This is a genomic window from Leptospira bouyouniensis, from assembly GCF_004769525.1.
GTDB classification, from domain to species: domain Bacteria; phylum Spirochaetota; class Leptospiria; order Leptospirales; family Leptospiraceae; genus Leptospira_A; species Leptospira_A bouyouniensis.
Genome location: NZ_RQFT01000017.1, coordinates 74,778 through 101,478, shown reverse-complemented (window position 1 = coordinate 101,478; position 26,701 = coordinate 74,778). Strand labels below are relative to the sequence as shown.

Here is a 26,701-nt window from a genome sequence, read left to right as displayed (position 1 = left end):
TTCATGTTTTCTTCCGTGAATTATCAAAACCATAATCTCAACGTTAAACGAATATATAAGAATCAATCTCGTTTCAAAATCATCGCATATTTATTCACAAGTGTTAAGTTATGTTAATTGGTGACTACCCTCTTCGAAAGTAGTAAACTTACATTTGGATTAATATTTATTAACTGGAACACCATCGTGATCCATTACAAATTCTAAACTAATGTTCGTAATCCGATAAATTTAGGCATTTCTATTAATTATAATTCAATCCCAACTGATAAAATTTGGGTTCTAACAATACCGGTCATTTTGTAACTTAGTTGCATTTACACCATGTAACTTTATCGCGATTCATTCCAAATGAAGTTAATCAGAAAATCTTTGTTCACAAAATGTTATCTGATTTTCAATTTATGTCGTTTCATAAAATGTTTAAAAACTGTATTCAGCAGGAATCATTGTAAATCAAATCAGAATTGAAAACTGAAAAGAATGTCTCCATTTTCCGAGCTTTTACAGATAAGATTGTTTCCAAATTTATTGTTTTGTAATCGTTTCGATTTTTCCTTCCTCCAGCCTTTCCTAGATAAAATGTACTTCCAACAACAACCTAACTCCTTATAAAAAGGTGAATGAAAAAGGTAATCTTTGGGATCAATGCCTCCGCTGATGGTTTTTTTGGCCATTCCGATATGAACGCAGATGAAGCATTACATGAATATTTCATGCAAATGTTGCAAAATAGCAGTGAAATCCTTTATGGTCGGATTACCTATGAACTCATGGTACCATTTTGGCCAGAAATTGCAAAAAATGAATCAATGTCACAAGTTAGCAATGATTTTGCGAAAGTGTTTACTGCCATGGAAAAAATTCTTTTTTCAAATTCGATCTCAAAAGTTTCAGATCCAAATACAACACTTGCGACAAGACCCTTAAAAGAAGAAGTAACATATCTTAAAAAACAACCTGGAAAAGATATCTGCATAGGAAGTTTAAGTCTTGCCTCACAACTTTCTAATTATGGACTCATCGATGAGTATCGAATTGTGATCCATCCAGTGATCGTAGGTAAAGGTCCAAGATTGTTTTTTAACCATTCGCTCGAGAACACAATTCGATTAGAATTGGTCAGTACTAAAACATTTCCTTCTGGCAATATTGCTCTTCATTACCGAACACTAAGGAATCATTAAACATGGAACCTACGAAAGAACATAATGAAAAAATGGCTAAGATGACTTTTGCATCTGTATATCCATTATATGTAACCAAAATTGAAAGAAAAGGCAGAACGATAAAAGAATTAAATCAAGTCATCCAATGGCTCACTTCTTTTGATGAAAAAAAAATCAAGGAATTGATCAAAGAAAATGTTACTTTTGAAACCTTTTTCGCCAAAGCTAAATTAAATGATAACGCTAAACTTATCAAAGGTTTGATTTGTGGCTATCGTGTAGAAGAAATTGAAAATCCATTAACTAAACAGGTGCGTTATTTGGATAAATTAGTGGATGAATTGGCAAAAGGAAAATCTCTAGATAAAATTTTAAGAGAGCCTTGATCAAAGAAAAAGAGTTAAAAGCAAAATGAAACTGATTCAAAGAACAATATTACCGATAACATTTATAATTTTTCCTTTTTCCCTATTTGGTGAATCAAAACTTTTTATGATGTATGGAATCAAACTAGGACAAAAAAGAAACCTTGTATCCGAAATTTATGGAAAACCTTTTAAGTCACATACATTTGAAGATGGTTACAGTTACGATGCTTTTAAGTTAGATGAACATATTTTAGTTGTCGAATCTGAAAACAAAAGACCTGATTTAGTTTGGGCGATCCAAATCCAAGGTAACAAAAATCCTAAGTTTTTTGGGTTGAATGAAATCAATTTAGGAGACAATGCGGAAAAAGTAATTTCAACATTTGGGAAACCAGATGAAATTCGAAATGCCTATGATGAACAAACAAAGGAAGAATTAAAGAATATTCAATATTATTCTTACGATACATCTAGAAATTTTAGTTTTGAAGTACAAAACCAAAAAGTTACGAGTATAAAACTTTCTTTCAAAGGTATAGCATCTGTTGCTGACACTTTAGAGATTACATCCACGTTCAAAATTCTCCAAAGCAAAAATTTATACCAGATTGCTCTATTACTCGACCAAAATTTTATCTTAAAAGAAAAGGATCAAAAAGAATTCAAAATCACAGAAAATCCAGTTGTTGTATTACATACAAAAAATGAAATTTCAAATCGATTCTTTAACCTTCCAAATTCTTTAGCTAACCTTAGTCCAAATGATATATTAGAATCTTTAGACCTTAAAAATGATAATCAATTTGTCTTTGGAAAATATTTAAAATTCAAGAAAGGTGATGAAACTATCCATTTATTTTTTCTAAAAAGTTATGAAGGGTGGACATTGAAAGAAATAAATATCGAAAGCACTCCTAATTCCGCAGAGTCACTAAAATAGAAAATTTCGGTAAAAATAATTTATTTATGAGGCGTTGTATGAAACATATCACTTACATTTTTCTTTTATTTACACTTCTTCTTCCACACTTAGTGTTTGGTGAAACAATCAAAACAAAAACACTCAGCGATTATGAACCAATCCTTAGGAATGCGGTCACACAGTTTGAAACTGTATTTAAATCTTCTCCAAAAAAAAATGATCTCGTGGAACAAAAAATTAATTTTATGATGAGCCAAGCCATCAAAGGGGAAGTAGTTTTTTTAATTGATGTCAATGCTAATCAAGATATATCTGCAATGGGTTTTGTGGATTTTTATAATGAAAATAAAAAACCTGCAATTGTCATAGGGACATACTTTTTAGATCAGTTTGAAAAGAATCCAAGTATTTTTTATTCAGCTTTGGTACATGAATTCACACATGCTTACGATTTCTTCAATAGCCAAAGGTATTTTCTATATTACAAAAACAATCGAATCGTAAAGGCTTTGTTTGAAGCAGATGCGTATGCAATAGAATCACTCTTCATTCAAAATTATCTAATCCCACAAAAAATCAAATTAACAAAATTTGAATTATTTTTAATTGATGATTTTGAAAAATCTAGTTTATCCAAAATCATATTAATCAATCAAATAGCGAGTTTGCCAATGCTCCATACTTTTTTGGAAATTCGCGACTCAAAAGACAAAATTGAAACAAAAGTAACTTCCTTAACTAATATTGGTGAAAATCTCGTTGCTAAATTTGATTCGATTCAAACGCTTAAAGACACTGATAATAAGATGGAAATCCTTGCTTTTTATTTCACTTATCGTGTCTTACTCAATCAATTGGTATATGATATCGAGCAAAAAGAAACTGAAGAAGTAATCAATCCTGAGACATTTTCACTTGAAAAATATCCAAATTTATTCCAAACACAAAAATTAATTACCGAAAAGGTAAAAATTTATGAAAAAGAATTTGAAGACTATATCATTAAAGAAAACCAAAGGATTAGAACAGAAATATAAACTTTTGAAGCAATAAAATCTTTGATGTTTCCGTATTATATATTTTCTTTCTTAAATTTAAAAAACACGAAATAAGTAAACTTTATACGAATGTATTATTGTTTTTATAAAAAAGTTAAATTCCATTGAACGCTACCTGGATTTACAGATCCAACGAATGTGAGCTCACCAGTTGTTTGATTGATACTCAAATGTTTAATTTCACCACTGTTGTCTGCTACATATGCATATCTACCTGATGGTTCAATAATGATAAATCGTAAACTACTTCCACTAAAACCAGTTAAATTCTGGAACAACGAGATCCTACCATTATAAGGATCAATTGTATAACCTGAAATTGATAAATTATTAATATTTACTGTATAATAAAATCTTCCATTCGGATGGACGATAGAACCATTGATAGACATTGAATGTAAAACTGAATCCACAAAACTAATGTTACCTGAATTACTATCAAATCTCAAAATCGTGATGGAAGGAAAGGAACCCATATACAAATAATTTCCATTGGGATGTGTAGCAATACTGCCTGACCCATTATTGGCAAATGATGGACTAGTCCCCACTAAAGTTAAATTTCCATCGTTATAATTGATTCGGTAGGAAACAACTTCCGTTAAGTTTGGGCTGAGATAAAAAATAAAATTTCCATTTCGTGAAATTTGGATTTGCGAATGCCCAATACCTGTGGAAAAGGAATTAATAAATGTTAAAGTACCATCTCCATTAATGGAAAAGGCTCGGATTGTTTGTGTACCTTCTGATGCGAGATACAAATACTTACCATCAGGTGTCACAACTAAATTGCGAGGATTAGCACCGGCAGTAATGTTACCATTTGCCGTTAATGCCCCTGTGCTTTGGTTGATAAGAAAATGAGAAATGTTTCCACTCGCAAAATTTCCAGTAAATAAATATTTTCCGCTTGGATCTGTTACAATTCCATTTGGATCACTTCCCGGAATGACGGAAGTTGTGCCATTCACTGTTAAGACTCCGCTATTTTCATCCATCGTTAAATGAGCGACACTATTGTCAAAATTGAGAGTTGTATAAACATATCCAGAATAAACGGTAACTGAACTTTCAGCACTCGCTCTTCCATCACGAGACGAAGCAGTGATCGAAACTTTACCATTGCCGATCCCTTGTACAAGACCAGTTTGATCGACTGTTGCTACTGACACATCGCTACTAGACCATTGAAAACTTGAATTGATGTTTTGACCAAAAGCAAAGTATTGAGCTGATAATTGTAATGATTGGCCTTTTTTGATTCCAGCCCAATTTCGATTGAGTTCGATATAATAGTTTTGGTTTGCAAGAAATAGCCAAAAAAGAAGAGAATCTTGTGATTTGTTGTCTTTCTCAGAACATAACACTTGTTGAACAATGGGATTGAGAAGACAGGCATTCAAACTCATTAAAGATAAAAATAGTAGAATATATTTCAAAACTGATTCCTGTTTAGTCTATAAAATATATTTGATCCACAACTTTCAACAAACATATATATAACGGATTTCAATTGTCATTCTAAATTCGTTTTTAAAGTCAAAAAATGGCGTTGCTATAACAACCAGACGGTGTTTTAGGGTTGCAAAAATGTTAGGCAAAAATCAAAATACAAACTAGTTTCATTGATCTTAATGTTATTAAGTCATGATTCAATCTAAATCTTTAGCACAAAACATTATGAACCAAGATTCTCTCCTTCTCATTCTAAAAGAAAGATTTGAAAGTTTTCCAAACCGTCATAAAGGAATTAAATGGAATATCGTAGAAGAGAAGTTAAGGAAAAATCCTGACAAAATAAAAATTCTTCTCAAAATGGAAGAATCAGGTGGGGAACCAGATGTCGTACTTTATGACAAAAAAAGTAATACTTTTACCTTTTATGACTGTTCTGCAGAATCACCGACTGGGCGTAGAAGTTTCTGTTACGACAAAGAGGCACTTCAATCAAGGAAAGAAAACAAACCAAAAAATAATGCCATCGAATTTGCAAAAAGTATGGGATCTAAAATTTTAAATGAAGAGGAATATCGCCATTTACAAAGCTTAGGTGAATTCGATAAAAAAACATCTAGTTGGATAGAAACTCCGAGTCAAATTCGAAAATTAGGTGGAGCACTATTTTGTGACTTTCGTTATGGCACTGTTTTTGTTTACCATAATGGTGCCGAATCTTATTACGCTGTTCGTGGTTTTCGCACTTCCATTACTGTTTGATTTCATTTGATTTAGAAAATATTTTATAAATTGAATTGAGAAGTTCTGATAGAATGATTGGTTTTTTAACGCAATCATCCATACCATTCTCTAAATATTCTTTTATTTGGGAGTCCATATTGTTTGCAGTGAGTGCTATGATAGGAATGTTCTGGTATTCATCTCTTCTTTTTCGAATTCGTTTTGTAGTTTCTAATCCATCCAATTCAGGCATTTGAATGTCCATAAGTACCAAATCGTATTTCCTACTTTCATTTAAAAGTGATGCATCCAATAGTTGAATTGTTTCTATACCATTTGATGCAATTGTCACATTTACTTTTTCCTTTTCTAAAACTTTTCTTACAAACTTTTGATTAAGAAGATTATCTTCTGCCACTAACACATTAACGTTTTTTAAATTAAAAGTTTCTTGTGATTCTATTCTTATGATTGTTTGAACTGGAACATCAACTTGATGGAAAGGAATTGTAAACTTAAATGTTGATCCTATATTTAAGATGCTTTCCACTTTGATTTCACCACCCATCAATTTCACTAACTGTTTTGATATATACAACCCTAGTCCAGCGCCTTCAAATCGTTTTGTTCTTGCATCTTCTAATTGCACAAAACGATCAAATAATCTCTTCATATTCTCTTCAGAAATTCCAATCCCAGTATCATGAACACAGAATTCGATAAAATTTCTACTAGGTTCCAATTTGACTGCTAAAGTAATGATTCCACTTGGCGTAAACTTAAGTGAATTACTAATCAAATTATTTAATACTTGTCTCAATCTATTTTCATCGACTAAGATATGTAAATTAGTATCTTCAATTGTAAAATCAAGGTTTAGTTTTAAATTTTTTTCAATCACATCGGATTGGAACAAAAGTTGTATATCGCGACAAAGTTTATATATATTCGTTTCTGTTGGAATAATTTCAAGTTTATGGTTTTCCAATTTTGAAACATCCAAGATATCATTGATAATAGTTAGCAATGATAAAACAGATTTTTTAGCATTGTCCAAATAATCTTTTTGTTCAATATCAACATTCGTTTCTTCTAATAAAGTCAACATACCGAGTACTCCATTCATTGGAGTTCGTATTTCATGGCTCATATTTGCCAAAAATTCAGATTTTACTCGATTGGCTTTTTCCAACTCAAATGTTCGTTTCTCAACGATTTCTTGGATACTTTTTTCTTTTCCAAGAATGATTAACATTAATATTCCAAGTAACCCAGTTAGAAAGGACGAAATAATTAATATAAAACGAGAAGCATTTGTTAAGTTCTTATCAAAATATTCTTTTGTTGCTACAATACGGAAAGTTAGTAAGTGGCTTCCAATTTTTGTTCTGTGAACGTGAGAAAAATCAGAGAATATTTTTTCTTGTGATGTAATACAATTTCGGTTGTATACTTCATTAGAGTGATTTTGATCACCTTCTAAAATCTGAACACATAAATTATTTTGATCACTCCCAATTAAGGATTTTTTTATAATAGAAGTAATTTTTATGACAGCTGTTGCAAATCCATATTCACCATCGTTTCTTTTCAATGGATAAAAAACTAAGAAGCCTGTATTATCGGAATCATTTTGTATTAGATTCACTTTCCCAGTGATTTCTAAATCATTTGTTTGCATTGCAATATTTAATGCTTCTCTTCGAACAGGATTCGAATAAACATCATAACCGACAGCTGCTTTATTTTCAGGAAATGGATATATGTAACGAACGAAGATATACTGCTCTTTTATTGGTGAAATTTTGGTAGCACCTTCTTCTTTCAAATTGATTCCAATTGAATTTGGATAATCATTTTTGAGTTTTGCTTCATATAAACTTCGTTTAGAGTGTGGAATTTTTAAATTCCAGGACACAGCCGATACACTTTCTGTTTCATCCAAAATTGACTTAGCATACGTATCGAATTCTTTTTTATTTAAACTGTTTTGTACTGAAATAAATGAACCCAATGACTTCACAACTCTCAAATTTTCAAAGATTCGGTTTTCTATTTCAGAAGAAATGATCTGACCATCTGTCTTGATGCGATATTGAATGAATTCTTTTTCCCAATCTCGTGTTACAAAAAAAATAGTAAGTGTCAAAACAAATGTTCCCATTGTCGCGGAACAAAAGAGAATTAACCTCATCCCCGTTTCTTCTTTTAAAATCCATTTATGCGTCAAAATGAGAATGGGAGTAAATATGATGATACCAATAGAATCACCCAACCACCAAGTAAACCAAGTTTGGAACAAAAAGTCTTTATAGATAATATTGAAAATGAGTAATGAAAAACTTCCTATAATTGAAGATATTATTGCAGCGGCAGGACCTGCTAAAACGAAAAAAGATAAAAGATCTTTAACAGAAAAAATATTCAATTTTGAATCAGAACATTTTTTCAATAAATATGCACCAAACAATGCCGAGATGGAATTTCCAAACGATATAAAAATATTTTGAGGATTGTTAGTAAATGTTTCAAGCCAGCTAAAATCTGGATCAGAAAAATGTGTATTCGTGAAATATGCAGCTAAAAATACAGAGAGCCAGACTCGGTTTCCAAAAATTAAAACAAAACCAAGTGCAAATCCAGCAGGTGGCCATACAGGTGTGCTATATCCATCGATTGAAGAAAGATATAAACTGAGTTTTCCTGAGATAAAATAAACAATGAAGACAAAGAAATATGCACCTATTTTCCTAAAAAAATAACTCATCCTTTCATCTAAAGAGTGCATACTCATATAAAGACGAGTAAAAAATTAAGAATCCAAAACAAATCAAAACACGAAGGTTGAATTTTTGATCAAAATTCCCTTTTTGGCGACATATAGATTTAAAATTTGAATAATTGACAGTTCAACTTGTAGTTTTCTTATCTAATTGTTTCAATTCAACCATTCTGATGGTTTCATAAATTAGTGTAAGTGAGACTTAAGTGGGTGATCCAAGGTAGGATATTAGAAATTACATTATGGTAAGAAATAGTTGATTCAATTTAGATTACTGATTTTTCGAACGAATTTGGATTTTTTAAACATTCAAATTTCAATCGATTGACTTTAAAAACAAATAATATGCATCGTGAAAAAATCTTCAACTGTTAGCAAGAACTCTGTAATCAAAATCTTTTTCATTACAGAGTTCTAATGTTTTACGTATTATGTGTGTTCAAACCAAATTGATACCAATTGATTTTACGTGTAAAATGCATAACCAGTGCCAAAATTGTAAACAAAGTTATGGATCCTAGTAAAAGAGCCTGATCTTCCGAAGCCAAAATGATATACAAAAAAGAATACAATGAAAGATAATACATCGACGTGATAATTCCTTTCTTTCTATTTTGTAAAACATGAATAGCATAGTATCCAATCAGCGAAGTAACTGCAAGAGATGAGATCATATATGCACCTAAATAACCAATATGTTCCGAAAATGATAAATTCAAAACATAAAAAATGATCATAGCACATCCGATGAGTACATATTGTATCGGATGTAATATAATTCCTCCAAACACTTCCATCAAAAAAAACAAAGTGAAACTGGTGACAATAAAAAGTAATCCATACTTAACTGAACGTTCTAATTTTAAATAATGATCAACTGGAATTAGTAAACTCACTCCAAAAGCTGAATTGTAAATTGAATTCACGATCGATTCATCCAATGCATGGATCACTTGTGGATAAGACCGAGAGAAGTACGATGATTCCCAAAGAGATCGGAATCCAGTTTCATGAATTTCACGATCCACTGGTAAAAGATTTCCATTAAAAGAAGGGTCTTTCCAATTTGATTCCATCATCATTTTGGTTTTTTTGCCAATTGGTATGATAGAAAATGTATCTGATCCTTTTAAGGATACATCCATATTGAAATTGGAAAATCCAATGTTATCATCTAAATGAATAGGAAGACTCATTCCTGAAGTAAAAAAATTAGATTTTGTTCCTGGAGTGAAAACTTTTTCTTTTCCATTCCAATTTAGTTTTAAATCACCACCTAATCCTTTTAAGTCGGAAACGGAAACGATCAATCTAACATCTTCCCAATAAATATAAGTTGTATCCATCGGAAAATCAGAAATTCTAACAGGCGCAAATTTACCTTTAGCATTAATTTTGTTGGTATACAACGGAATTTGGTAAATCCCACGTTTTCGTTCTTCAGTCACCATCTCTACATTATATGTAAGTTCCTCCGGTAAGATATAGGCATATTCTGTGATATAGTCCCATTTTTCTTTTGTTTGTGAAGTACCAGATTTCGGAATCCTTATGTTGTAAGGAATCACAAGTACAGGGCCAAGTAATGTTTGGTTTTGACTCCATTTTTGACCCACTTCGGAAACTGCATCCAATCGAGATTGATTTCTCTCTTCAATTAAGGAACCAACCATTGAAAGTGGGATGATAAATAAAATAACCATCACACCCAAGATCAAAAGACGTATGTTTACAGATGATATTAATTTGCTCATAAAAAACTCCTAACATCAAATATAATTGATAATGGTGAGTATATTATGTTAGCAATGTGAGGATTGTGTGAGGGTTAATCATTTCGAAACTCAATTTTCACTTCAACACCCTTTGGATTTAGATTTCGAATTTTTAAAGCTGCTCGGTGCAAATCCAGAATTTCCTTCACAATACTTAAACCTAAACCAGAACTTTTTCGATTTCCAATTGGCCTCGGCAACGAAAAAAACTTTTCGGTCAATTTTGGAAAAGCATAATCAGGAATTGATTGTCCTTGGTCAGAAATCACAAGATTCGTTTGTGATGATTCATCAAATTCTATTCGAACAGTGATCGTATCATTTGGATTTGCAAATTCAATTGAGTTTCGTATGATATTTTCGATGGCCATACGCATATAGTTTTGATTTCCTCTAATTTGAAATGAATGGTTTGGAAAAATTCGTTTCACAATCAATGCTTTTCTTTCTAACTCAATTTCAAAACGTGTGATCACTTCCTCAAGTAATGGAACCAAATGAATTGTATCTTCTAACTGGATTGAATTTTTCCCTTCTAAAGACGATAACTCTAGCAATTGATCAATTAAATTTTGAATTCGTTTTGCTTCCGCATCTATTGTTTTTGTCAATCTGTCAATCTCAGTTGGATGAGAATGTATTAACTCGACAGATGCTAATATAGAAGAAAGTGGGCTTTTGATTTCGTGAGTAAGAGTTTGTACATAAGACTCAACATATTTTTTTCCTTCAAGTTCGATGACAAGTTGGTCCACTTCTTTTCCCAAATCATTCAACTCTTTTATTCCTAATTTTGGAAAGGGTTTTTTATCATTTGTTCTTAAAGCATTTACATACTTCGATAATCGCAGGATAGGCCGAAAACTAATATAAGCAAGCAAACTAAATACAATTGCAATTGAAGAGGCAACTAATAATGAAATTCGCCAAAATTTGTTTTTTGCTTCTTCAATGAATGGAATCACACCTATCTTAGGTTTAATGACTGTTAGTACGCCAATGATTTCATTTTCGTAACGGATTGGAGAAGCAATGAACAAAGCCCCTTCTTTTTCCGTTTCGATCATTTTACTCGATCTAACTCCATACTTTCCTTTTAAAGTTAGATAAACATCATTGTATTTAGAATAATCTAGTCCTTCACGAAACTTCTCTGAGTCAAAGATCACTATGCCATTTGCATCCGTAATGTACATCTGGATGTCTGCATTGGTTTTTAAGAGTGAATAAATTTTTGCTTCAAAAGTACGGTTACGAACATTTTGAAATGGTTTTCGAAATATTTGTTCTAGAAGTGCTTTAAAATGAAATCTTTCCTTAGGATTCGACTTTATTTTTTCTTCGACAATTGCTGACAGTACATGCGTAGTATCATTCAACGATTCTTCAATCGTTTCCATATACCGAGGACGGATAGATTCTTCTGTTTTATCGATTAGATAATAAAAACCAATAGATAGGATAAAAAAAAACTAACGATAATTCGTAACCAAAGGTTCATATATTTTCCTTTAAACCGTAACCTTGCCCTCGTCTTGTTTCGATTGGATCAAAATGTAAATCCAATTCTTTGAATCTAGCTCTGATATTTTTAATCACAGTATCAACAGCACGATCAAAACTATCTTCGGGTTCTGTCCAAACATTGTCCATAATTTCTTCACGTGTAAAAATACGTCCAGGCCACTTAAAAAACAATTCCATCGTTTTGTATTCGTAAGGCGAAAGATTCAAACTTTTTCCATTAAAGTATATCAGTTTTTTTTCGAGAGATATTCTAATCTTTTGATTCAATTTTTGTTCCATTTCCAATGGATTTTGAGTTCGTCTTAGAATCGCCCTAATCCTTGCTAAAAGTTCCCTCGGACTAAATGGTTTTACAATATAATCATCTGCTCCAATTTCTAATCCCAAAACCTTATCAATTTCGGAATTACGTGCCGTCAAAAAAATCACAGGGGTTTGGAATTTTTGGCGAATGGATTTGAGGACTTCAAATCCGTTTTGGTCTGGTAAACCTATATCAAGTAGGATCAATGAAAACTCATCCGTTAACATTTCTAATCCTTCCGAACCAGTGGATGAAATTGATAGCGAAAACCCATCAGCTTCAAGTGCAATTTGAATTGTCTCTTGTATCCCAGGTTCATCTTCTATGAGTAAAATTTTAATCATGTGATTCAAAAGATTCGTTCCATTCGAATTGGAACTAAACAAAATGTATTGAATAAATGTACTTAAGAAAAGCAATCAGATAAAAATAGAAAAAGTCTGAGAATGAAGCAAATTTAAGATTTTGCAATTGTAACAAATTTGGTTCAGGTTTCACTCAAGAGGCATTTTTTTTCGGTAGATTCTTCTAACTTTGTATTTCCAATCGATTGAAGTTGAGACGAAAGACATAAATTGAATTCCGTTCTTTAATTGAAATTCAGAATTCCAAGTTGACTCTTTTTACAAATTCAAGTATCCCCTTTCTTATGAAAAATATCACAATTCTATTCTTTTTACTCGTAATCCCATTTTCTGTTTTTGCTAATGCAGAAACAAAATCCAAAGAGATGTGTGAATGTCTAAAAAATGCCAAAACTTCACAAAGTGAATCTGACAAAAAAAAATGTTTAACACTTCGGGAAAAACATGTTAAAGCTTTAAAAAAAGGTTCCAAACATCATGAGAGTTATCTTAAATCACTAAATTTGTGCGAACAGGAATTAGCTGGCATACCACAAGTGGATTCTAATTTGACTTTGGAAGAAAAAACAAAAGTAGTTTGTGATTGTATGAAAAATGCATCCAATCAAAACCGAATGGGTTGTTTCAAATTACAAAGTGATTATGCAAAAACGATCTCCGATTTGGAAGAGAAAAAAGCATTTAACATCAAATCTCAATCCTGCGGAGAATGAATCGCTCTTAGATTCTCAAATTTTTTTTTGTTGGAACCAATGAATTATTTTTTTCGCCGGTAGATATAAGATTCCAACGAGTAAAAAAAATGGGATCATCCAAACGAGTAGATAGGTTAACTCTAAGAAAAGGTTGGTGATTCCAACCAGTGCATTTTGGTATTTAGGAACAATAATTTTGTCTGTAGGAGTGGGGACACTGAAACTCACATTCAGAGTTGCCCATTTTACTTTATCGTTGATCCTCCAAATTTGAAGTTCTGTTTGGTCCAAACTTTCTTCACTAGCTGAAATCGATTCTTCAATCGCTTCCCAATTTTTGGAATTACTTGTTGTTTGGTTGTTCGCAGTAACCCTACGACTGTATCGAATTTTTTCACGAGTGGATTTTATCTTTTCCCAGACCATTCCTTCTGTATGGTCAATCGTTGTAATATTTTCATTCAATAATGTACCATACGTATCCAATTCCAACAAGGCCTCATATAATTTATCTGCTTTGATATGAATCTTTACATTCATATAAGGTGCGTTAGAATTAGTAGCTGAACTATTTTCAATGTATCCATATTTGCTAACAAATGACAAAAAATCTTTTCTTGTTTTTTCCAAATCCAATGTTTCGTAACTTAAATCGATTTGGAATTCAAGTAGTCGTTCTTGCTGATTTTGAATCGGTAGAAAAACGGGTCCGATTGTTTTGTCTTTCGATAACGGCGAAGATTCGCCACTCTCTTCCATCGCAGGAGCACTCGGAGACATTTTTTTCTCACGAGAAGAACTTGAAATTTTCAATTCATCAGACGCTTGAGTTACAGATTCCTCATGTGATTCTTTCCCACAATCGATAAGGAACAAAAATATAAGAAGAAAGAAGAGTAAGCTAATTTTTTTCACAAGAAATCCTATTAAGAATCATTATACTAGATAATAACAATTAAGGGATATTCCCTTCCCATGAAGATGAATTAAGGTTTTCAAGATTGAATTGTTTTATTTTTGTCATTTTTTTTCTTATTTATGTCCATTTTATCAATAAATTTACTACATATTTTCTTGACTTTTTTATGCATTTGATTCTAATGTTTGGAGCCTTTCACATCATGTTGGCTAACCAAAAATTTCCATTTTATATCGATAATCAAACTTTGAATGAACTTTGGCTTCATTTCCAGGACAAATTTTGTTTCAATCAGTAAATAATTTATTTTCCACAGATGCTTCTGAAATCAAATCTCTGAATGGTTTGCGAGCTTTTGCAATCATATTTGTACTAATTAACCATTATGCTTTGAATCTTAAGTTCGTACTAACAAACCAACCTATCCTAGAACTTATCTATTCGAACTTTTGGTTTGGGGTAGACTTGTTTTTTGTTTTAAGTGGATTTTTAATTTCTAAAGGACTTTGGTTTCATTGGCAAAAATTCCAATCCATTGATTTTAGAAGTTTTTATATAAAACGGACTCTTCGTATTTTCCCAGCATATTATTTTTTTCTAATTATTACAGTTACAATTGCATACGCTTTATTAAAATTTTCCGAAAAAAAAGGCGTATCAACAGAAGTTCAAGCTGCATTGAAAAAAGGGATCAGCAATGTCTGGGGAGACTTTCTTTTTGTCGGCAATTATTTTCCTGGAATACATAATCATACTTGGTCATTGTCAATCGAAGAGCAATTTTATCTATTGTTTCCTATACTTTGTGGAATTCTATTTTTCAAACTTAAATTTCCAAAGCGACAATTAATGTTATGGATTTTCTATCTTATTCCGCTCCTAATGCGTATCATAACATTCATTAAAGTTGAAGAATCAAGCAAACCTCCTTATTATGGCGAAATATACTCTCCGTTGCAAACAAGATTTGATTCGTTAATTATCGGTGTGATCGTGATGGATTTATTTTATAATAATCAGAATTTTTCAAATTTTCTGAATGATCACAAAAAAATTTATCATTTGTTATCAATACTTTTTTTTAGTGCACTTATTTTCTGTTTAATGATATCTCCGCATAATCTGGATATATTCTCTCACACTCTAAGATACAATTTACAGAATCTATCATTTGCTGGAATTATGTATTTAGCTTTGATTAATGTAAAATCTCCGATTTCAAACTTTCTAAGTTTAAAAGTTTTTACACCATTTGCTAAACTAAGTTACACCATTTACTTATGGCATTTTATTTTTATGGGTATTGCACTCGCAATATTGAAAGTAAATCAAAATGTATCTTTATTTTCTTTTCATATCAATTTTATATTTGTTCTATTGATCCAATTACTTCTATCCATTCCATTATATCTTTTGATCGAATTACCATTTCAAAAACTTAGAACTAAATTACTTTGAATCCTAAATTTAAACACTAATTTACGTTATTTATTCTTTTAGTCAAAAAAGATTGATTCGATACTTGGAATGGAATTTTAATTTCGGCCATGCCAATGCCACCGCTAATAGTTTTGATCGAATGATTTTGATAAAAAATTTCTTCGACGATAAATGGTTTCACTTCTTCATCTAAAGGAGATATAACTTCTATTTCATCCCCCACTTCTATTTTATTTTTAACTTCGATGGATATTCGTTTGTTTTCAGCCAGGAAGTTTTTGACAATTCCCACATAATGATGCGATTTATGGAGGCTTGTGCCAAATTCGTTGTTTTGAAAATTTTGTTCTTCCTCCGGAATACGATCTTCCAATCCTCGTGTCAAAAAACCGGAGAAGTATTTCCTTGATGAAAGTTTGTCCAATTCAACTAACCACTTACGATCAAAACTCTCACCCTTTGCGATTCCATCCAATGTGTGACGATAACTCCTTGCCACCATTCCGACATAAAAATCATTTTTAGTTCGCCCTTCTACTTTTAATGAATCTACACCTGCGTCGCATAACTCTTGCAAAAATTCGATGGCACGTAAATCCTTTGAGTTCATTAAAAATGTTCCTTCTTCATCCGTAATCAATTCCATCGGCTCATCATTTTGTTTGGGATTCGTCACATATACTTTATACAAATCACGACAAGCGTTGTTACATGATCCTTGGTTTGCATCTCGATTTTTAAAATAATTACTCATGAAACACCTACCACTGTGAGCAATACAAATTGAACCATGAACAAATACTTCAATTTCCATATCGGGAACTTTCTCTTTGATCTCTTTAATTTCAGGTATGGATACTTCTCTCGACAAAATCACACGAGTGGCACCATATTCTTTCCAGAATTGAACAGCCGCATAATTCATTGTGTTAGTTTGGACAGAAATATGAATGTTTATCTCTGGATGAGCATTTTTTGTTAGATGGATGAGACCAGGATCTGCCATAATCAAAGCATCAGGTTTCAGGTGTGCCATCTGGTCCAAATATTTATGATAAGAATGTAATTTAGAGTTACGTGGAATGTTATTTACAGTAAAATATATTTTTTTATTCAAGTTCCTTGCTATATTAACAGCTGTTTGCAAATCTTCGATAGAAAATTCATTTTCTCTTGCTCTTAATGAATAACGAGGGACTCCACAATAAACAGCATCCGCACCATATAAATATGCAATTTTTAATTTTTCTAAATTCCCTGCTGGTAAAAGAAGTTCTGGAATGTTTCTAATTGAATCCATATACTTTTTCCATTCCAAAAAGAGTTCGCGTTCTATTAAAGAAAAATACCAAAGATAGAATTTAGATTGTTTCTAAATCAAAAAATAGAAAGACAAAAGGTACTTTGAAAACAAATTTAAACTTATATGTGGTTATATTTGGTTTGTTTATTGTTTCATATTCTTTCGGCAATGATTTGGGTGGGAGGAATGATCTTTTATGTGATTGTCATTATGCCAGTCATTCGAAATCCAAAACTCAAAGATCAAAAATTAACCTTACTTCAATTAACTGCACTCCAGTTTAGAAGTATCTCTTATTTTCTTTTTTTAATATTTATCACATCAGGCTTTGGTATGTTATACGCTAAAGGATATTTGGCATATGGAGAGATGATCTCTTTCTTTACATCAAAAATAGGATACATGTTTACATTAAAGATAGGATTGTTTTTAATATTATTCCTTTCCTCAGTTTACCACGACTTTGTTTCTGGACCAAAAACGTTTGTTTATTTAGAAAAAGACTCTATTCAATACGAACGGTATCGCAAGCTATCTGGTTTTTTTGGCAGATTCAATTTATTACTCTCTTTAGGGATCACGATCCTTGGGATTTTGGTTTCAAGGGGGGTTTCGGTCTTTTAGTTTAAAATCCTTTCAATTCTCGTAATGATGAATTCTATTAGAGTATTTGTCTTACTTGCTCTCCAGATTTCAAATTGATCAGGGTTCGTTCGTACGCTGACAACCCTTATCTTCATTTTCAAAGATCTAATTTAATATATGGTTTATAATTCATATCTTCTTGTAAGATATGATTAGTTAACCATAACCTCAAAAATCCAATCAATTCACTGAAAAATTGATTCAATTCGATATCATTAGTGAGTAGCGTACCAGATGTTAGACGCTTTTTCAATTCTAGAATTTTATCTGTAAAACGATCATGTTGCTTTTTATGTGCTTCTAAATCTGGGTATTGGTTTAGTTCCATCACACGTTCTTCGATTAAAAAATGACTGATCGTATAATCTTCTAGTTCAGACACAGCATCTACAAGTGATTTTGATTTGTTAGATAAATGATCTCGATTTTCATCATAAATGATTTCAATTTGATTGATCAATCGAAACAGTTTTTTGTGCTGTGAGTCAATCTCAGAAATCTTGGTTTCATACTTTTCGTCCCAATTCGCAATCATAACTACCTCATACATTCCATTTTTTCCCGAGCGTCTGAACCACAAGGTTTAAATCCCCAATCCTTGGTTTGAGGAAGTACTCTGAGATTGATAAATATCAACCAAAAGTCAGCACTTCCGCTTGATCCAGATCTATGTATTTTAACTGAGACTGATATCCAATAGAACCAGATCCAAAATTAGGCGTTACTAAATGAAAAATCAATTTTCTCAAATAACAATGATTATGATTTTTTTAACTGTTATGATCACAGCAACAAATTGTTAGCAACTCGTGACTTAGTGAATGCCTTTCTCTATTATCGTTTTTTACAAAGTCAGTTAAGGTCGGTGGGCGCACTTTTCCGGCTTTACGCTCCAATCTTTGTTTCACAAAGGATTTCCGCTACAATCCGGGGCGCAAAGTTCATTCGAATGGATTAAAATTTCGTTGTATTTCTTTTTCATAAAGAAATACAACGGCATATATGGTATCTTCTAATCATCAAACACCACCTATCATTAGAAAGGCAAAAATCGAAGACGCAAATCAAATCATTCCACTCATCTACTCTTCTGGTCCACTTGCCTGGAATTTTGTTTTCCAAGAAGGAAACAAAACCCCATTTGATTTTTTAAATCGTGCATATGCCCGAAAAGGAAATACAATCTCTTATACAAATCATTTTGTCGCAGAAAAAAATGGATCCGTTGTTGGTTCCATTTTGGCTTACACACAACCGAGTTTTCTTGCGCTGACAGCAGGTACTGCCTTTCAAATCCTAAGTGTATACAAATGGAAAGCTCCTAACGTAATGGCTCGTGGTTTAAAAACTGAGACCATCATCCAACCTCCAAAATCCAAACGATTGTATTTAGGGCATATTGCCGTTTCAGAATCTCATAGAAACCAAGGGATCGCCAAACAACTTATTGAACATATGATCCAATACAATAGTGATTACAAAACAATTGCATTGGATGTATCAGCAGAAAATCCGGCGGCAATTTCACTATATCAAAAACTTGGTTTTGTTATAAAAGAAACAAGGCATCCAAATGGTTGGGAAGGAAAAATTCCATCTCATCACTATATGGAAAAAATTATTTGATTTCAAGATTTCTTTGGAAACTTTATCAAACATAAAACATCATTTGGAAATTGATGGATATTATCTGATTCAAAACTATTTTGATTTAGATTCTATTTCAAAGATCAAATCTATTTTGATAAAAACAAATGAAGAATGGTTGAAAAAAAATAAAGACCCACGACTGATCAATAGTGCATATCTTACTTCTAAACAATTTTTACAAAAAGAAGTGGATCGAAATACAATTTTTAAATTTTTAACTCGTGATCAAATCTTAAATATCTGCAAGCAGATCTTTCAAAAAGAATTTTATTTTCTCAATACTCAGATCTTCTTTAATCCAATCGATAAAGAAAAAAGACCTTATTGGCATCGCGATATCCAATACTTAGGAATCCCAGAAGAGGAACAGAAACTCCGCATCCAAAAAGACATTGTATGGCACTTCCGAGTCCCTTTAGAAGAAGATCCGGGTATTTGGTTTGTACCTAGTTCCCATAAACGATGGGATCATAAGGAAGAAAGGGAAGTTAGGTTAGAGATCGGTATCCATCGTAGCGATGAACCATTACAAAACCAAATCCTCATTCCACATGACCCAGGTGATCTTTTGATTTTTTCTGCCCACTTACTTCATAAAGGTGAGTATGGAAAAAATCGATTTTCGTTTGATGTCCTTTACACGAACTTCCCTGAATCGACGACTCAAGTAAAAACCTGGGAGCATTTCCCTGATGTTAATCATACTGGAATTGCAAAGGATAAACGATTTCTATTCCAAACAAATTAAATCCAATTTTAAAGTTAAACCATGCGCCAGCGACAGAAGTGGAAATCCTTTCCCCAAGGGAAAGATTGGAACGGATGGCGCGGTCGTTGTTTAAATGATGGAGAATACGTAAACTGATTCGAGGCGCCCAATTCTTTCTAAAACAAAACATTTTCCTATATTGAATTTGTCTTAAAGCCGATGATCATCCAATTTTTTGGATTTGACAATCGTATTTCGATATCGTATTTTGATTTTGAATGCGTATCAATGAATTTTTCTCAAGTTTTATTAAAATTCATATCTTACACCACTGTCTAAAAGAAGAAATTTATGGTGTATGGATGATTGAGGAACTAAAAGAACACGGTTACAAAATTAGTCCTGGATCAATATACCCACTCCTGAGGAACTTAGAAGAAAAAAGACTGATTCGATCTCGCATCGAACAGATGGGAAAAGTAAAACGAAAATTTTACCGTATTACACCCAAAGGAAAAAAAGAACTCATATCCGCCAAAATCAAATTAAAGGAGTTAATGGGTGAAATACTTAAATAAATTTATGTTAACTGACAATGATCGTTTTTTGATCTGGAGCCGATGTATCGTCGGAATTGGAACCTTTTTTATATATCTTATACTACCTAAATATAGGAGAGAAATATGAAACTAATCCAAGTATTTAGTACAGCCCTTAAACTCGGCTGTACTTCGTTTGGTGGTCCAATCGCACACTTAAGTTATTTCCACGATGAGTATGTTACCAAAAAAAAATGGATCAGTGCCCATGCTTATGCGGATTTAGTAGCCCTTTGCCAATTTTTACCTGGTCCTGCCAGCAGTCAGGTAGGGATGGCGATCGGATTATCAAGAGCTGGCATCTTCGGAGCCATTGTCTCATGGATAGGTTTTACATTACCCTCTGCACTAATTTTAATTTTATTTGGACTTGGGCTCTCGCATCTTGATATTTCTAACCATAAACACTGGTTACATGGACTAAAAGTTGTTGCTGTTGCAGTGGTTACTCAAGCCATTCTTGGTATGGGAAAAAAACTTTGCCCTGACAAAGAAAGAATTACAATCACAATCTTAACGAGTTTTCTCTTATTATTTATTAATTCTGCACTTATACAAATTTTAGTTTTGCTTGTATCAGGAATTTTCGGAATTTATTTTCTCAAACCAAATGAAGAACTACCACATGAACCAATTCACAAAGGAAATAAATTAATCGGGTTTTTGTTCATAAGTTTCTTTTTATTATTATTACTCTTACTTCCAGTATTGCGCCAAGTATTCAATTCCACTGAAATTCAATACTTCGATAGTTTTTATCGTGCAGGTGCATTGGTGTTTGGTGGTGGACATGTTGTTTTACCGTTATTACAAGCGGAGGTAGTTCCAACAGGTTGGGTCAAAAACGATTTGTTTATGGCAGGGTATGGATTTTCGAACGCAATCCCTGGTCCATTGTTTGCTTTTAGTAGTTTTTTAGGAGCAGTTTCAAGTGTTGCACCTAATGGTTTGTTGGGAGCTATATTATGTTTGGTGGCTGCGTTTTTACCTTCCTTTTTACTTGTGGTTGGAGTTTTACCATTCTGGGAACAATTGAGAACAAATCAAGTGATTCGTAAGGCGATGCTTGGAATCAATGCATCTGTTGTGGGAATATTACTCGCTGCATTGTACACTCCAGTTTGGACTAGTGCAGTATTCTCACCAAAAGACTTTGCCCTAGTAATCGTTGGTTTTTTACTTTTGGAATTTTGGAAACTGCCTTCTTGGTTAGTGGTCATCGCTACAGTAGTTATTAGTTTTGTGATATATCTATGAAGTCGTTGGCCAAATCATTCAAAGGAAATCAATTTTAGTATTAATTTCTCATTGTCTCCTTAGAACTCGTGGAAAAATCTTTCCGTATGAAAGATTTTTTCTTAAGGAATAATGAGTATCATCTTTGGGCCACAAATCTTTTATTCAAATCAATCGATTCTTTATCCAAAGATGATTATAAAAAAGATATAGGACTATTCTTCAAATCCATTCACGGGACTCTTAATCATTTGTTAGTTGTGGAAAAAGTTTGGTACACTCGACTCACTGGAGAAAATTATATCCCAAGTTCATTGGCAGAAGAATTAGAAGCCAACAAAGAAGGATTACAAAAACAATTACTGCAGAGTGTAGCAAATTGGAATGATTGGCTTGAGAATTTTGATTCTACACGATGGCAGGATATATTCCGTTACAAAACTATGCGTGGATTTGAAGCAGAACTATTATATTGTGATGTGATACACCACAATATGAATCATAGAACCCACCATCGAGGCCAAATCACAGCTGCCATCACTCAGTTAGGAGGACCTTCTCCTGAAATCGATTATGTTTATTACTTACAATCACTAGGAAAATAATATGTGGAACCCTTCAAAAAAAATACGAACTATCACAAGTAAAATTTTATTCATTGTTTTCTCCTTAACTTCAATCTTCCATGTATTGGCATTATTCCAAATTATACCCTATCAATACCTGTGGGGAGGTAGGTTGCAGTCTTTAGAAGAAATGTATGTGATGGAAAGTATTTCCTTAATCGCTAATGTCTTTTTTGTTTTTACTAGTTATTTGTATTTAGTTTATTTAAAAAATGGTTTTGTCCCAACCTGGATTCGTATTGTTTTTGGATTCATTGCATTTATATTTTTTATCAATACGATTGGGAATTTAGTTGCCGTTACCAATTTAGAAACTTTACTGGCTACACCTATCACTGCATTTCTATCAGTGGTTAGTTTCACGTTGGTACCAAAATATGAAAATCAGACAAGCGAACTATAAAGACATTACAAAACTAACAGAACTCTTCGATTTATACCGTCAGTTCTATGGTCAACAATCGAATACATCAGCTGCTTCTCGTTATTTGTTAGATCGAATGGAACATGGTCAGTCTATCATTTTTCTCGCTGAGGATACAAACTCAGTTAATTTTGTTGGGTTTACTCAATTGTATCCTGTATTTTCCTCAATTTCGATGCAACGCTCTTTTATCCTCAATGATTTATATGTTAGATCAGAGAATCGCAAACAAGGAATCGCCAAACTTTTGATCAATGAGGCAAAATCTTTTACCAAAACATTTGGTGGAAAAGGATTAGAACTTTCAACATCCATGCGCAATCACGAGGCACGTTCTTTGTATGAAAAAGAAGGATTTGTGCAAGAAACAGAATTTTTAACATATTTTTGGAAATCAATTTAAACTAAATTAATCGAAGGGAACTTTCAGTGTATATTCCAGAACAATTTCTAATGGAAAACGATTCCATTTTCCAATTTGTCAAAGAAAATCCATTTGCAATTTTAGTTTCTGAAATGGATGGAACTTTATCAGGTACACATTTACCTTTGTTAGTCTCCAAAGATCAAAAATTTCTCATTGGACATTTTGCAAAACCAAACTCCCAAAAAAATTCCAAAAACAAAGAAGTCCTTTGTATCTTTTCTGGGCCACATTGTTATATTTCTCCATCTTGGTATGAAACGAATCGTTCAGTACCGACATGGAATTATACTGCCGTTCATATCAAAGGGATATTAACATACATGGAAGATCCCATAGAAATTCAAAATAGTTTGGAATTATTGGTAAAAACATTTGAAACCGAATCTTCAAGTTACCAATTGAGTGATGTAGATCCAAACTATTTGAACGGATTACAAAATGGCATTGTTCCATTTCGAATCCAAATCACTCATTGCGAAGGGAAAGCTAAACTTAGCCAGAATCATTCCATAGAAAGAAGGAAACTAGTGATTCAGAATCTAGAAAGAATGTCTGGAGAGAATGAAAAAGCGATTGCCAATTTAATGAAACAATCCTTAGATCAGAATTCGTAAGTCTCAAAATCACTCAATTGAAAATTTTAATTTCGAATACCAATCAATAAATCGAGTTTAGTAAAATACATTGAAACTAGAATTAAATGTCAGAGTTACACCTGAGATTGCCTCGAATTCAGACAGTCTTTTACAATTTGTTTCCAAACAAAACAAAATTCCAAAAAATGAAATCAAACATATCGAATGTACATCTCGTTCGATTGATGCAAGGCAAAAACACATTGTTTTCCAATTACGTTTGGATGTTTATATCAATGAAGAATTTATACCAAATCAATTTTTAATTCCAAATTTTCCAAATGTAAGTTCTGAAGAACCGATCATCATCATTGGAGCAGGGCCGGCAGGTTTGTTTGCCGCATTACGCACGCTAGAACTAGGAAAAAAACCTATTATTTTGGAACGAGGAAAAAATGTAAAAGACCGAGTGGCTGATCTACGAGGCATCAATGTCCACCATATTGTCAATGAAGATTCCAATTACTGTTTTGGAGAAGGTGGGGCAGGAACTTACTCTGACGGAAAACTATATACTCGGTCTAAAAAGAGAGGAAATATCAAAAAGGTATTGGAGTATTTAGTCTCTTTTGGTGCCACCAAGCAAATCTTAGTTGACGCTCATCCACATATTGGAACAAACAAACTTCCTCGTATCATTCAAAATATTCGTGAATGCATCTTATCAGCAGGTGGCGAAATACATTTTCACACAAAGGTCACCGATTTTTTTCTAAATGGCAAATCAATCATAGGTGTAAAATCAGCTGATGGTCAGAAATGGATGGGAAAAAATGTTATCATTGCCACTGGCCATTCTGGTAGAGAGATGTTTCATTTACTTCATGAAAAAGGAATTGAAATCCATACAAAACCACTTGCTATTGGTGTTCGAGTTGAACACCCTCAAAGTTTAATTGATTCCATTCAATACCATTGTGATACTAAAAACCCACTCTTACCTGCTTCCGAATATTCACTTGTAAAACAAATCAATGGACGTGGGGTTTATAGTTTTTGTATGTGTCCAGGTGGAGTCATTGCACCTTGTGCCACAAAACCAGGAGAAGTTGTAACAAACGGATGGTCAAGTGCGGAACGATCTAGGCCGACTGCAAATTCAGGTATCGTCGTTGAACTCAGATTAGATGATTTTAAATCATTTGAGTCTTTTAAAGTATTCTCTGCCTTAAAATTCCAATCTTCAATCGAACAAAAAGCGTTTTTGGTAAATGGTGGTACTCAAAAAGCACCTGCTCAACGAATGGTGGACTTTACAAAAAATATAGTCTCGACCGACCTTCCAAAAACTTCCTATACACCAGGACTTGTATCTGTTTCATTATCAGAAGTTCTTCCTCCATTGATTGTAGAATCCTTACAAAAAGGATTCAAAGAATTTGACTCTTCAATGAAAGGTTATTTTACAAATGAAGCAATCATACATGCTCCAGAAACTAGGACATCTTCACCAGTTCAAATTCCAAGGAATCCAGATACATTAGAACATATCGCCATCAAAGGATTGTTTCCATGTGGTGAAGGCGCAGGTTATGCAGGAGGGATAGTTTCTGCAGCCATCGATGGAATGAAGTGTGCAGAAGCAGCACTTACGGGAAAATTCACAAAGTAATATGAATCGTATATGGAAGTATCTTCCATCCTTTATCTTATGGGTTTTAGCATTTTACTTTTTATCAGAAAGAGCAGTCTATCGATACCAACATATGGGAGCAGGTGTTGATATTGGACTTTTTGAAAATTTATTTTTTTGGATTGTACAAGATTGTAAGGCAATCACATCACTTGGATTAGATGGAACTCTACATCATTATTTTGCCGACCATATCAATTGGTATATTTATCCAATCAGTACCATCTATTATTTTTTTCCATTTGTTGAAAGTTTACTCATCTTTCAGGCATTTGTAATCAGTTTTCCGATTCTATTGTTTCCATTTTTTGGGAATCAGAAATCATTTCAGTGGGTTTACTCCACTTTGTATGCATTATTTTTACCAATTTATTGGATTCAAATTTTTGATTTCCATCCAGAGGTTTTATGGATTCCTCTTTTCTTTTTGTTTTATCTTTTTTGGGAAAAAAAATCCAAACTGTGGATATTGTTTTTTATCCTAAGTTTATTAACGAAAGAGGAAACATGTTTTGTTTGGATTGTTTTTTCATTTTTACAACGAAAAGAGTATCCAAAAGAAAGTATTTTCATCGCTATCGTTTCTAGTCTTTATTTCATTGTTTCCATTGGACTTTTAGTTTATTTTCATAATCAATTCCAAACCAATACACCTGCACACTTGGAAAGATACAGCGATCCTCTTTCCGCTTTAAATAAAATTCATTTGTTTCCTTTTCTCATTCTCTATTTAAACCTCCCGTTTTTGTTTTTATCCTTCCGAAGTCCATTGATGATCTGTTTAGTTCCGTATTTATTGTATTCAATTTTTTCCCAATATGAAGTGAACAAAACTCCATTCACGCATCATAGTTTCATAACAATACCAATTGTTTTTTTGAGTTATGTAAAAAGTTTAGAAAACTTGAATTGGAATCGAAAAAAATATATATTTGGAGTATCGATTCTCGTCTCCATGATTCTTTTTATTTTTTATGGTCCAATCTCAAAATCTTATTCCTATCGAAAAGAGTATTTAAATAGAGAAGTATCAGTAAATGATTATCAAATTTTAAGAAATTTATTACCGAATGAAACCATTGTTTCAAACGTCCCACAATACCTCTCCAATCGAAAAGAGATTCAGCTTCATTTACCCAATAATAGCAGTTCGGCTCATTATTATATTTTTTACCAATGGAAAAATGATTTCAATCCAATCGATCATCCAATCGGATACATTTTGCAAAGTTCCATTGAAAATCACATCTTCATCTTCAAAAGACAGAAAATTGATTGATTCAGATTCAAATTTCATTATGCTTAAATTCCG

General features: G+C 32.6%; 26 protein-coding genes. 18 read left to right on the top strand and 8 right to left on the bottom strand.

The annotated features are described in order from the left end of the window. The first annotated feature begins 623 nt into the window (after positions 1 to 623). From EHQ43_RS19075 to EHQ43_RS19060, 4 genes are read left to right on the top strand one after another with little or no spacing between them, the layout of a single operon-like run. Complete coding sequence (locus EHQ43_RS19075; RefSeq protein ID WP_135772048.1) at positions 624 to 1,187, top strand: dihydrofolate reductase family protein; 564 nt, start codon at positions 624 to 626, stop codon at positions 1,185 to 1,187. A 2-nt stretch (positions 1,188 to 1,189) separates the two neighbouring features. Continuing rightward, a complete protein-coding gene (locus tag EHQ43_RS19070) occupies positions 1,190 to 1,555 on the top strand; it encodes a DUF2200 domain-containing protein (RefSeq protein ID WP_135740886.1) in 366 nt (121 codons plus the stop codon). A 25-nt stretch (positions 1,556 to 1,580) separates the two neighbouring features. Beyond that, entirely contained in the window at positions 1,581 to 2,477 is an 897-nt protein-coding gene (locus EHQ43_RS19065; protein WP_135772047.1) for a hypothetical protein, read from the top strand. Between the two features lie 38 nt (positions 2,478 to 2,515). Then, positions 2,516 to 3,496, top strand: a complete 981-nt coding sequence (locus EHQ43_RS19060; RefSeq protein WP_135740884.1) for a hypothetical protein — start codon at positions 2,516 to 2,518, stop codon at positions 3,494 to 3,496. A 104-nt stretch (positions 3,497 to 3,600) separates the two neighbouring features. Here EHQ43_RS19060 and EHQ43_RS19055 read toward each other — a convergent pair whose 3' ends face one another. Then, entirely contained in the window at positions 3,601 to 4,956 is a 1,356-nt protein-coding gene (locus EHQ43_RS19055; RefSeq protein ID WP_244242906.1) for a beta-propeller fold lactonase family protein, read from the bottom strand. A gap of 208 nt (positions 4,957 to 5,164) precedes the next feature. On the opposite strand from EHQ43_RS19055, the gene EHQ43_RS19050 reads away from it, so the two are divergent. Then, entirely contained in the window at positions 5,165 to 5,734 is a 570-nt protein-coding gene (locus EHQ43_RS19050; protein ID WP_244242905.1) for a DUF4256 domain-containing protein, read from the top strand. Here the strand turns inward: EHQ43_RS19050 and EHQ43_RS19045 are convergent. From EHQ43_RS19045 to EHQ43_RS19030, 4 genes are all read right to left on the bottom strand, one after another. Further along, positions 5,724 to 8,489: a CHASE domain-containing protein gene (locus EHQ43_RS19045; RefSeq protein WP_425269670.1), complete on the bottom strand. Its 2,766-nt coding sequence runs from the start codon at positions 8,487 to 8,489 to the stop codon at positions 5,724 to 5,726. The genes EHQ43_RS19050 and EHQ43_RS19045 overlap by 11 nt on opposite strands. Positions 8,490 to 8,899: 410 nt before the next feature. Then, a complete protein-coding gene (creD, locus tag EHQ43_RS19040) occupies positions 8,900 to 10,231 on the bottom strand; it encodes a cell envelope integrity protein CreD (protein WP_135740883.1) in 1,332 nt (443 codons plus the stop codon). Between the two features lie 74 nt (positions 10,232 to 10,305). Beyond that, the gene (gene creC / locus EHQ43_RS19035; protein WP_279631092.1) at positions 10,306 to 11,715 is read right to left on the bottom strand and encodes a two-component system sensor histidine kinase CreC; all 1,410 of its coding nucleotides are present in this window, start codon (positions 11,713 to 11,715) and stop codon (positions 10,306 to 10,308) included. A 34-nt stretch (positions 11,716 to 11,749) separates the two neighbouring features. Further along, positions 11,750 to 12,427, bottom strand: coding sequence for a response regulator (locus EHQ43_RS19030; RefSeq protein WP_135772045.1), 678 nt, complete (start codon positions 12,425 to 12,427; stop codon positions 11,750 to 11,752). Positions 12,428 to 12,732: 305 nt separating this feature from the next. Between EHQ43_RS19030 and EHQ43_RS19025 the strand changes: the two genes are divergently transcribed. Continuing rightward, positions 12,733 to 13,161 carry a hypothetical protein gene (locus EHQ43_RS19025; protein WP_135772044.1) on the top strand — a complete coding sequence of 143 codons (429 nt, stop codon included), beginning with the start codon at positions 12,733 to 12,735 and terminating at the stop codon, positions 13,159 to 13,161. Between the two features lie 15 nt (positions 13,162 to 13,176). Here EHQ43_RS19025 and EHQ43_RS19020 read toward each other — a convergent pair whose 3' ends face one another. Continuing rightward, positions 13,177 to 14,058, bottom strand: coding sequence for a DUF4349 domain-containing protein (locus EHQ43_RS19020; RefSeq protein ID WP_244242904.1), 882 nt, complete (start codon positions 14,056 to 14,058; stop codon positions 13,177 to 13,179). Positions 14,059 to 14,344: 286 nt separating this feature from the next. On the opposite strand from EHQ43_RS19020, the gene EHQ43_RS19015 reads away from it, so the two are divergent. Further along, positions 14,345 to 15,520 (top strand): acyltransferase family protein, encoded by a 1,176-nt coding sequence (locus EHQ43_RS19015; protein ID WP_135753568.1) that lies wholly within the window; start codon positions 14,345 to 14,347, stop codon positions 15,518 to 15,520. A gap of 16 nt (positions 15,521 to 15,536) precedes the next feature. On the opposite strand, the gene EHQ43_RS19010 is transcribed toward EHQ43_RS19015, so the two are convergent. After that, complete coding sequence (locus tag EHQ43_RS19010; RefSeq protein ID WP_135772042.1) at positions 15,537 to 16,802, bottom strand: U32 family peptidase C-terminal domain-containing protein; 1,266 nt, start codon at positions 16,800 to 16,802, stop codon at positions 15,537 to 15,539. A gap of 126 nt (positions 16,803 to 16,928) precedes the next feature. Between EHQ43_RS19010 and EHQ43_RS19005 the strand changes: the two genes are divergently transcribed. After that, positions 16,929 to 17,429 carry a hypothetical protein gene (locus EHQ43_RS19005; protein ID WP_135753570.1) on the top strand — a complete coding sequence of 167 codons (501 nt, stop codon included), beginning with the start codon at positions 16,929 to 16,931 and terminating at the stop codon, positions 17,427 to 17,429. 118 nt (positions 17,430 to 17,547) lie between these two features. Here EHQ43_RS19005 and EHQ43_RS19000 read toward each other — a convergent pair whose 3' ends face one another. Further along, entirely contained in the window at positions 17,548 to 18,000 is a 453-nt protein-coding gene (locus EHQ43_RS19000; RefSeq protein WP_244242903.1) for a bacteriohemerythrin, read from the bottom strand. A 452-nt stretch (positions 18,001 to 18,452) separates the two neighbouring features. On the opposite strand from EHQ43_RS19000, the gene EHQ43_RS18995 reads away from it, so the two are divergent. The 10 genes from EHQ43_RS18995 (at position 18,453) to EHQ43_RS18950 (ending at position 26,668) form a co-directional block, all read left to right on the top strand. Beyond that, positions 18,453 to 19,076, top strand: coding sequence for a GNAT family N-acetyltransferase (locus EHQ43_RS18995; RefSeq protein WP_135772041.1), 624 nt, complete (start codon positions 18,453 to 18,455; stop codon positions 19,074 to 19,076). A 13-nt stretch (positions 19,077 to 19,089) separates the two neighbouring features. Next, positions 19,090 to 19,848, top strand: a complete 759-nt coding sequence (locus EHQ43_RS18990) for a phytanoyl-CoA dioxygenase family protein (RefSeq protein ID WP_341867058.1) — start codon at positions 19,090 to 19,092, stop codon at positions 19,846 to 19,848. A gap of 239 nt (positions 19,849 to 20,087) precedes the next feature. After that, positions 20,088 to 20,387, top strand: a complete 300-nt coding sequence (locus tag EHQ43_RS18985) for a PadR family transcriptional regulator (protein WP_135772040.1) — start codon at positions 20,088 to 20,090, stop codon at positions 20,385 to 20,387. A 105-nt stretch (positions 20,388 to 20,492) separates the two neighbouring features. Further along, positions 20,493 to 21,665: a chromate efflux transporter gene (gene chrA, locus EHQ43_RS18980; RefSeq protein ID WP_135772039.1), complete on the top strand. Its 1,173-nt coding sequence runs from the start codon at positions 20,493 to 20,495 to the stop codon at positions 21,663 to 21,665. 86 nt (positions 21,666 to 21,751) lie between these two features. After that, positions 21,752 to 22,249 (top strand): DinB family protein, encoded by a 498-nt coding sequence (locus EHQ43_RS18975; protein ID WP_135753574.1) that lies wholly within the window; start codon positions 21,752 to 21,754, stop codon positions 22,247 to 22,249. Between the two features lies 1 nt (position 22,250). Then, positions 22,251 to 22,673: a hypothetical protein gene (locus tag EHQ43_RS18970; RefSeq protein WP_135772038.1), complete on the top strand. Its 423-nt coding sequence runs from the start codon at positions 22,251 to 22,253 to the stop codon at positions 22,671 to 22,673. Next, positions 22,648 to 23,097, top strand: coding sequence for a GNAT family N-acetyltransferase (locus EHQ43_RS18965; protein ID WP_135772037.1), 450 nt, complete (start codon positions 22,648 to 22,650; stop codon positions 23,095 to 23,097). Before EHQ43_RS18970 ends, EHQ43_RS18965 begins: the two co-directional genes overlap by 26 nt. Positions 23,098 to 23,123: 26 nt before the next feature. Next, positions 23,124 to 23,735 carry an FMN-binding negative transcriptional regulator gene (locus EHQ43_RS18960; RefSeq protein ID WP_135772036.1) on the top strand — a complete coding sequence of 204 codons (612 nt, stop codon included), beginning with the start codon at positions 23,124 to 23,126 and terminating at the stop codon, positions 23,733 to 23,735. Between the two features lie 70 nt (positions 23,736 to 23,805). Continuing rightward, positions 23,806 to 25,368, top strand: coding sequence for an NAD(P)/FAD-dependent oxidoreductase (locus EHQ43_RS18955; RefSeq protein ID WP_135772035.1), 1,563 nt, complete (start codon positions 23,806 to 23,808; stop codon positions 25,366 to 25,368). Between the two features lies 1 nt (position 25,369). Then, positions 25,370 to 26,668 (top strand): DUF2079 domain-containing protein, encoded by a 1,299-nt coding sequence (locus tag EHQ43_RS18950; protein ID WP_135772034.1) that lies wholly within the window; start codon positions 25,370 to 25,372, stop codon positions 26,666 to 26,668. The last annotated feature ends 33 nt before the right edge of the window (positions 26,669 to 26,701 follow it).

Bases quoted from the DNA above. Each gene is read 5' to 3' on its own strand.
- EHQ43_RS19075 (WP_135772048.1), top strand. From the start codon at position 624: ATGAAAAAGGTAATCTTTGGGATCAATGCCTCCGCTGATGGTTTTTTT.
- EHQ43_RS19070 (WP_135740886.1), top strand. From the start codon at position 1,190: ATGGAACCTACGAAAGAACATAATGAAAAAATGGCTAAGATGACTTTT.
- EHQ43_RS19065 (WP_135772047.1), top strand. From the start codon at position 1,581: ATGAAACTGATTCAAAGAACAATATTACCGATAACATTTATAATTTTT.
- EHQ43_RS19060 (WP_135740884.1), top strand. From the start codon at position 2,516: ATGAAACATATCACTTACATTTTTCTTTTATTTACACTTCTTCTTCCA.
- EHQ43_RS19050 (WP_244242905.1), top strand. From the start codon at position 5,165: ATGATTCAATCTAAATCTTTAGCACAAAACATTATGAACCAAGATTCT.
- EHQ43_RS19045 (WP_425269670.1), bottom strand. From the start codon at position 8,489: ATGAGTATGCACTCTTTAGATGAAAGGATGAGTTATTTTTTTAGGAAA.
- creD (WP_135740883.1), bottom strand. From the start codon at position 10,231: ATGAGCAAATTAATATCATCTGTAAACATACGTCTTTTGATCTTGGGT.
- EHQ43_RS19030 (WP_135772045.1), bottom strand. From the start codon at position 12,427: ATGATTAAAATTTTACTCATAGAAGATGAACCTGGGATACAAGAGACA.
- EHQ43_RS19025 (WP_135772044.1), top strand. From the start codon at position 12,733: ATGAAAAATATCACAATTCTATTCTTTTTACTCGTAATCCCATTTTCT.
- EHQ43_RS19010 (WP_135772042.1), bottom strand. From the start codon at position 16,802: ATGGATTCAATTAGAAACATTCCAGAACTTCTTTTACCAGCAGGGAAT.
- EHQ43_RS19005 (WP_135753570.1), top strand. From the start codon at position 16,929: ATGTGGTTATATTTGGTTTGTTTATTGTTTCATATTCTTTCGGCAATG.
- EHQ43_RS19000 (WP_244242903.1), bottom strand. From the start codon at position 18,000: ATGTATGAGGTAGTTATGATTGCGAATTGGGACGAAAAGTATGAAACC.
- EHQ43_RS18995 (WP_135772041.1), top strand. From the start codon at position 18,453: ATGGTATCTTCTAATCATCAAACACCACCTATCATTAGAAAGGCAAAA.
- EHQ43_RS18985 (WP_135772040.1), top strand. From the start codon at position 20,088: ATGCGTATCAATGAATTTTTCTCAAGTTTTATTAAAATTCATATCTTA.
- chrA (WP_135772039.1), top strand. From the start codon at position 20,493: ATGAAACTAATCCAAGTATTTAGTACAGCCCTTAAACTCGGCTGTACT.
- EHQ43_RS18975 (WP_135753574.1), top strand. From the start codon at position 21,752: ATGAAAGATTTTTTCTTAAGGAATAATGAGTATCATCTTTGGGCCACA.
- EHQ43_RS18970 (WP_135772038.1), top strand. From the start codon at position 22,251: ATGTGGAACCCTTCAAAAAAAATACGAACTATCACAAGTAAAATTTTA.
- EHQ43_RS18965 (WP_135772037.1), top strand. From the start codon at position 22,648: ATGAAAATCAGACAAGCGAACTATAAAGACATTACAAAACTAACAGAA.
- EHQ43_RS18950 (WP_135772034.1), top strand. From the start codon at position 25,370: ATGAATCGTATATGGAAGTATCTTCCATCCTTTATCTTATGGGTTTTA.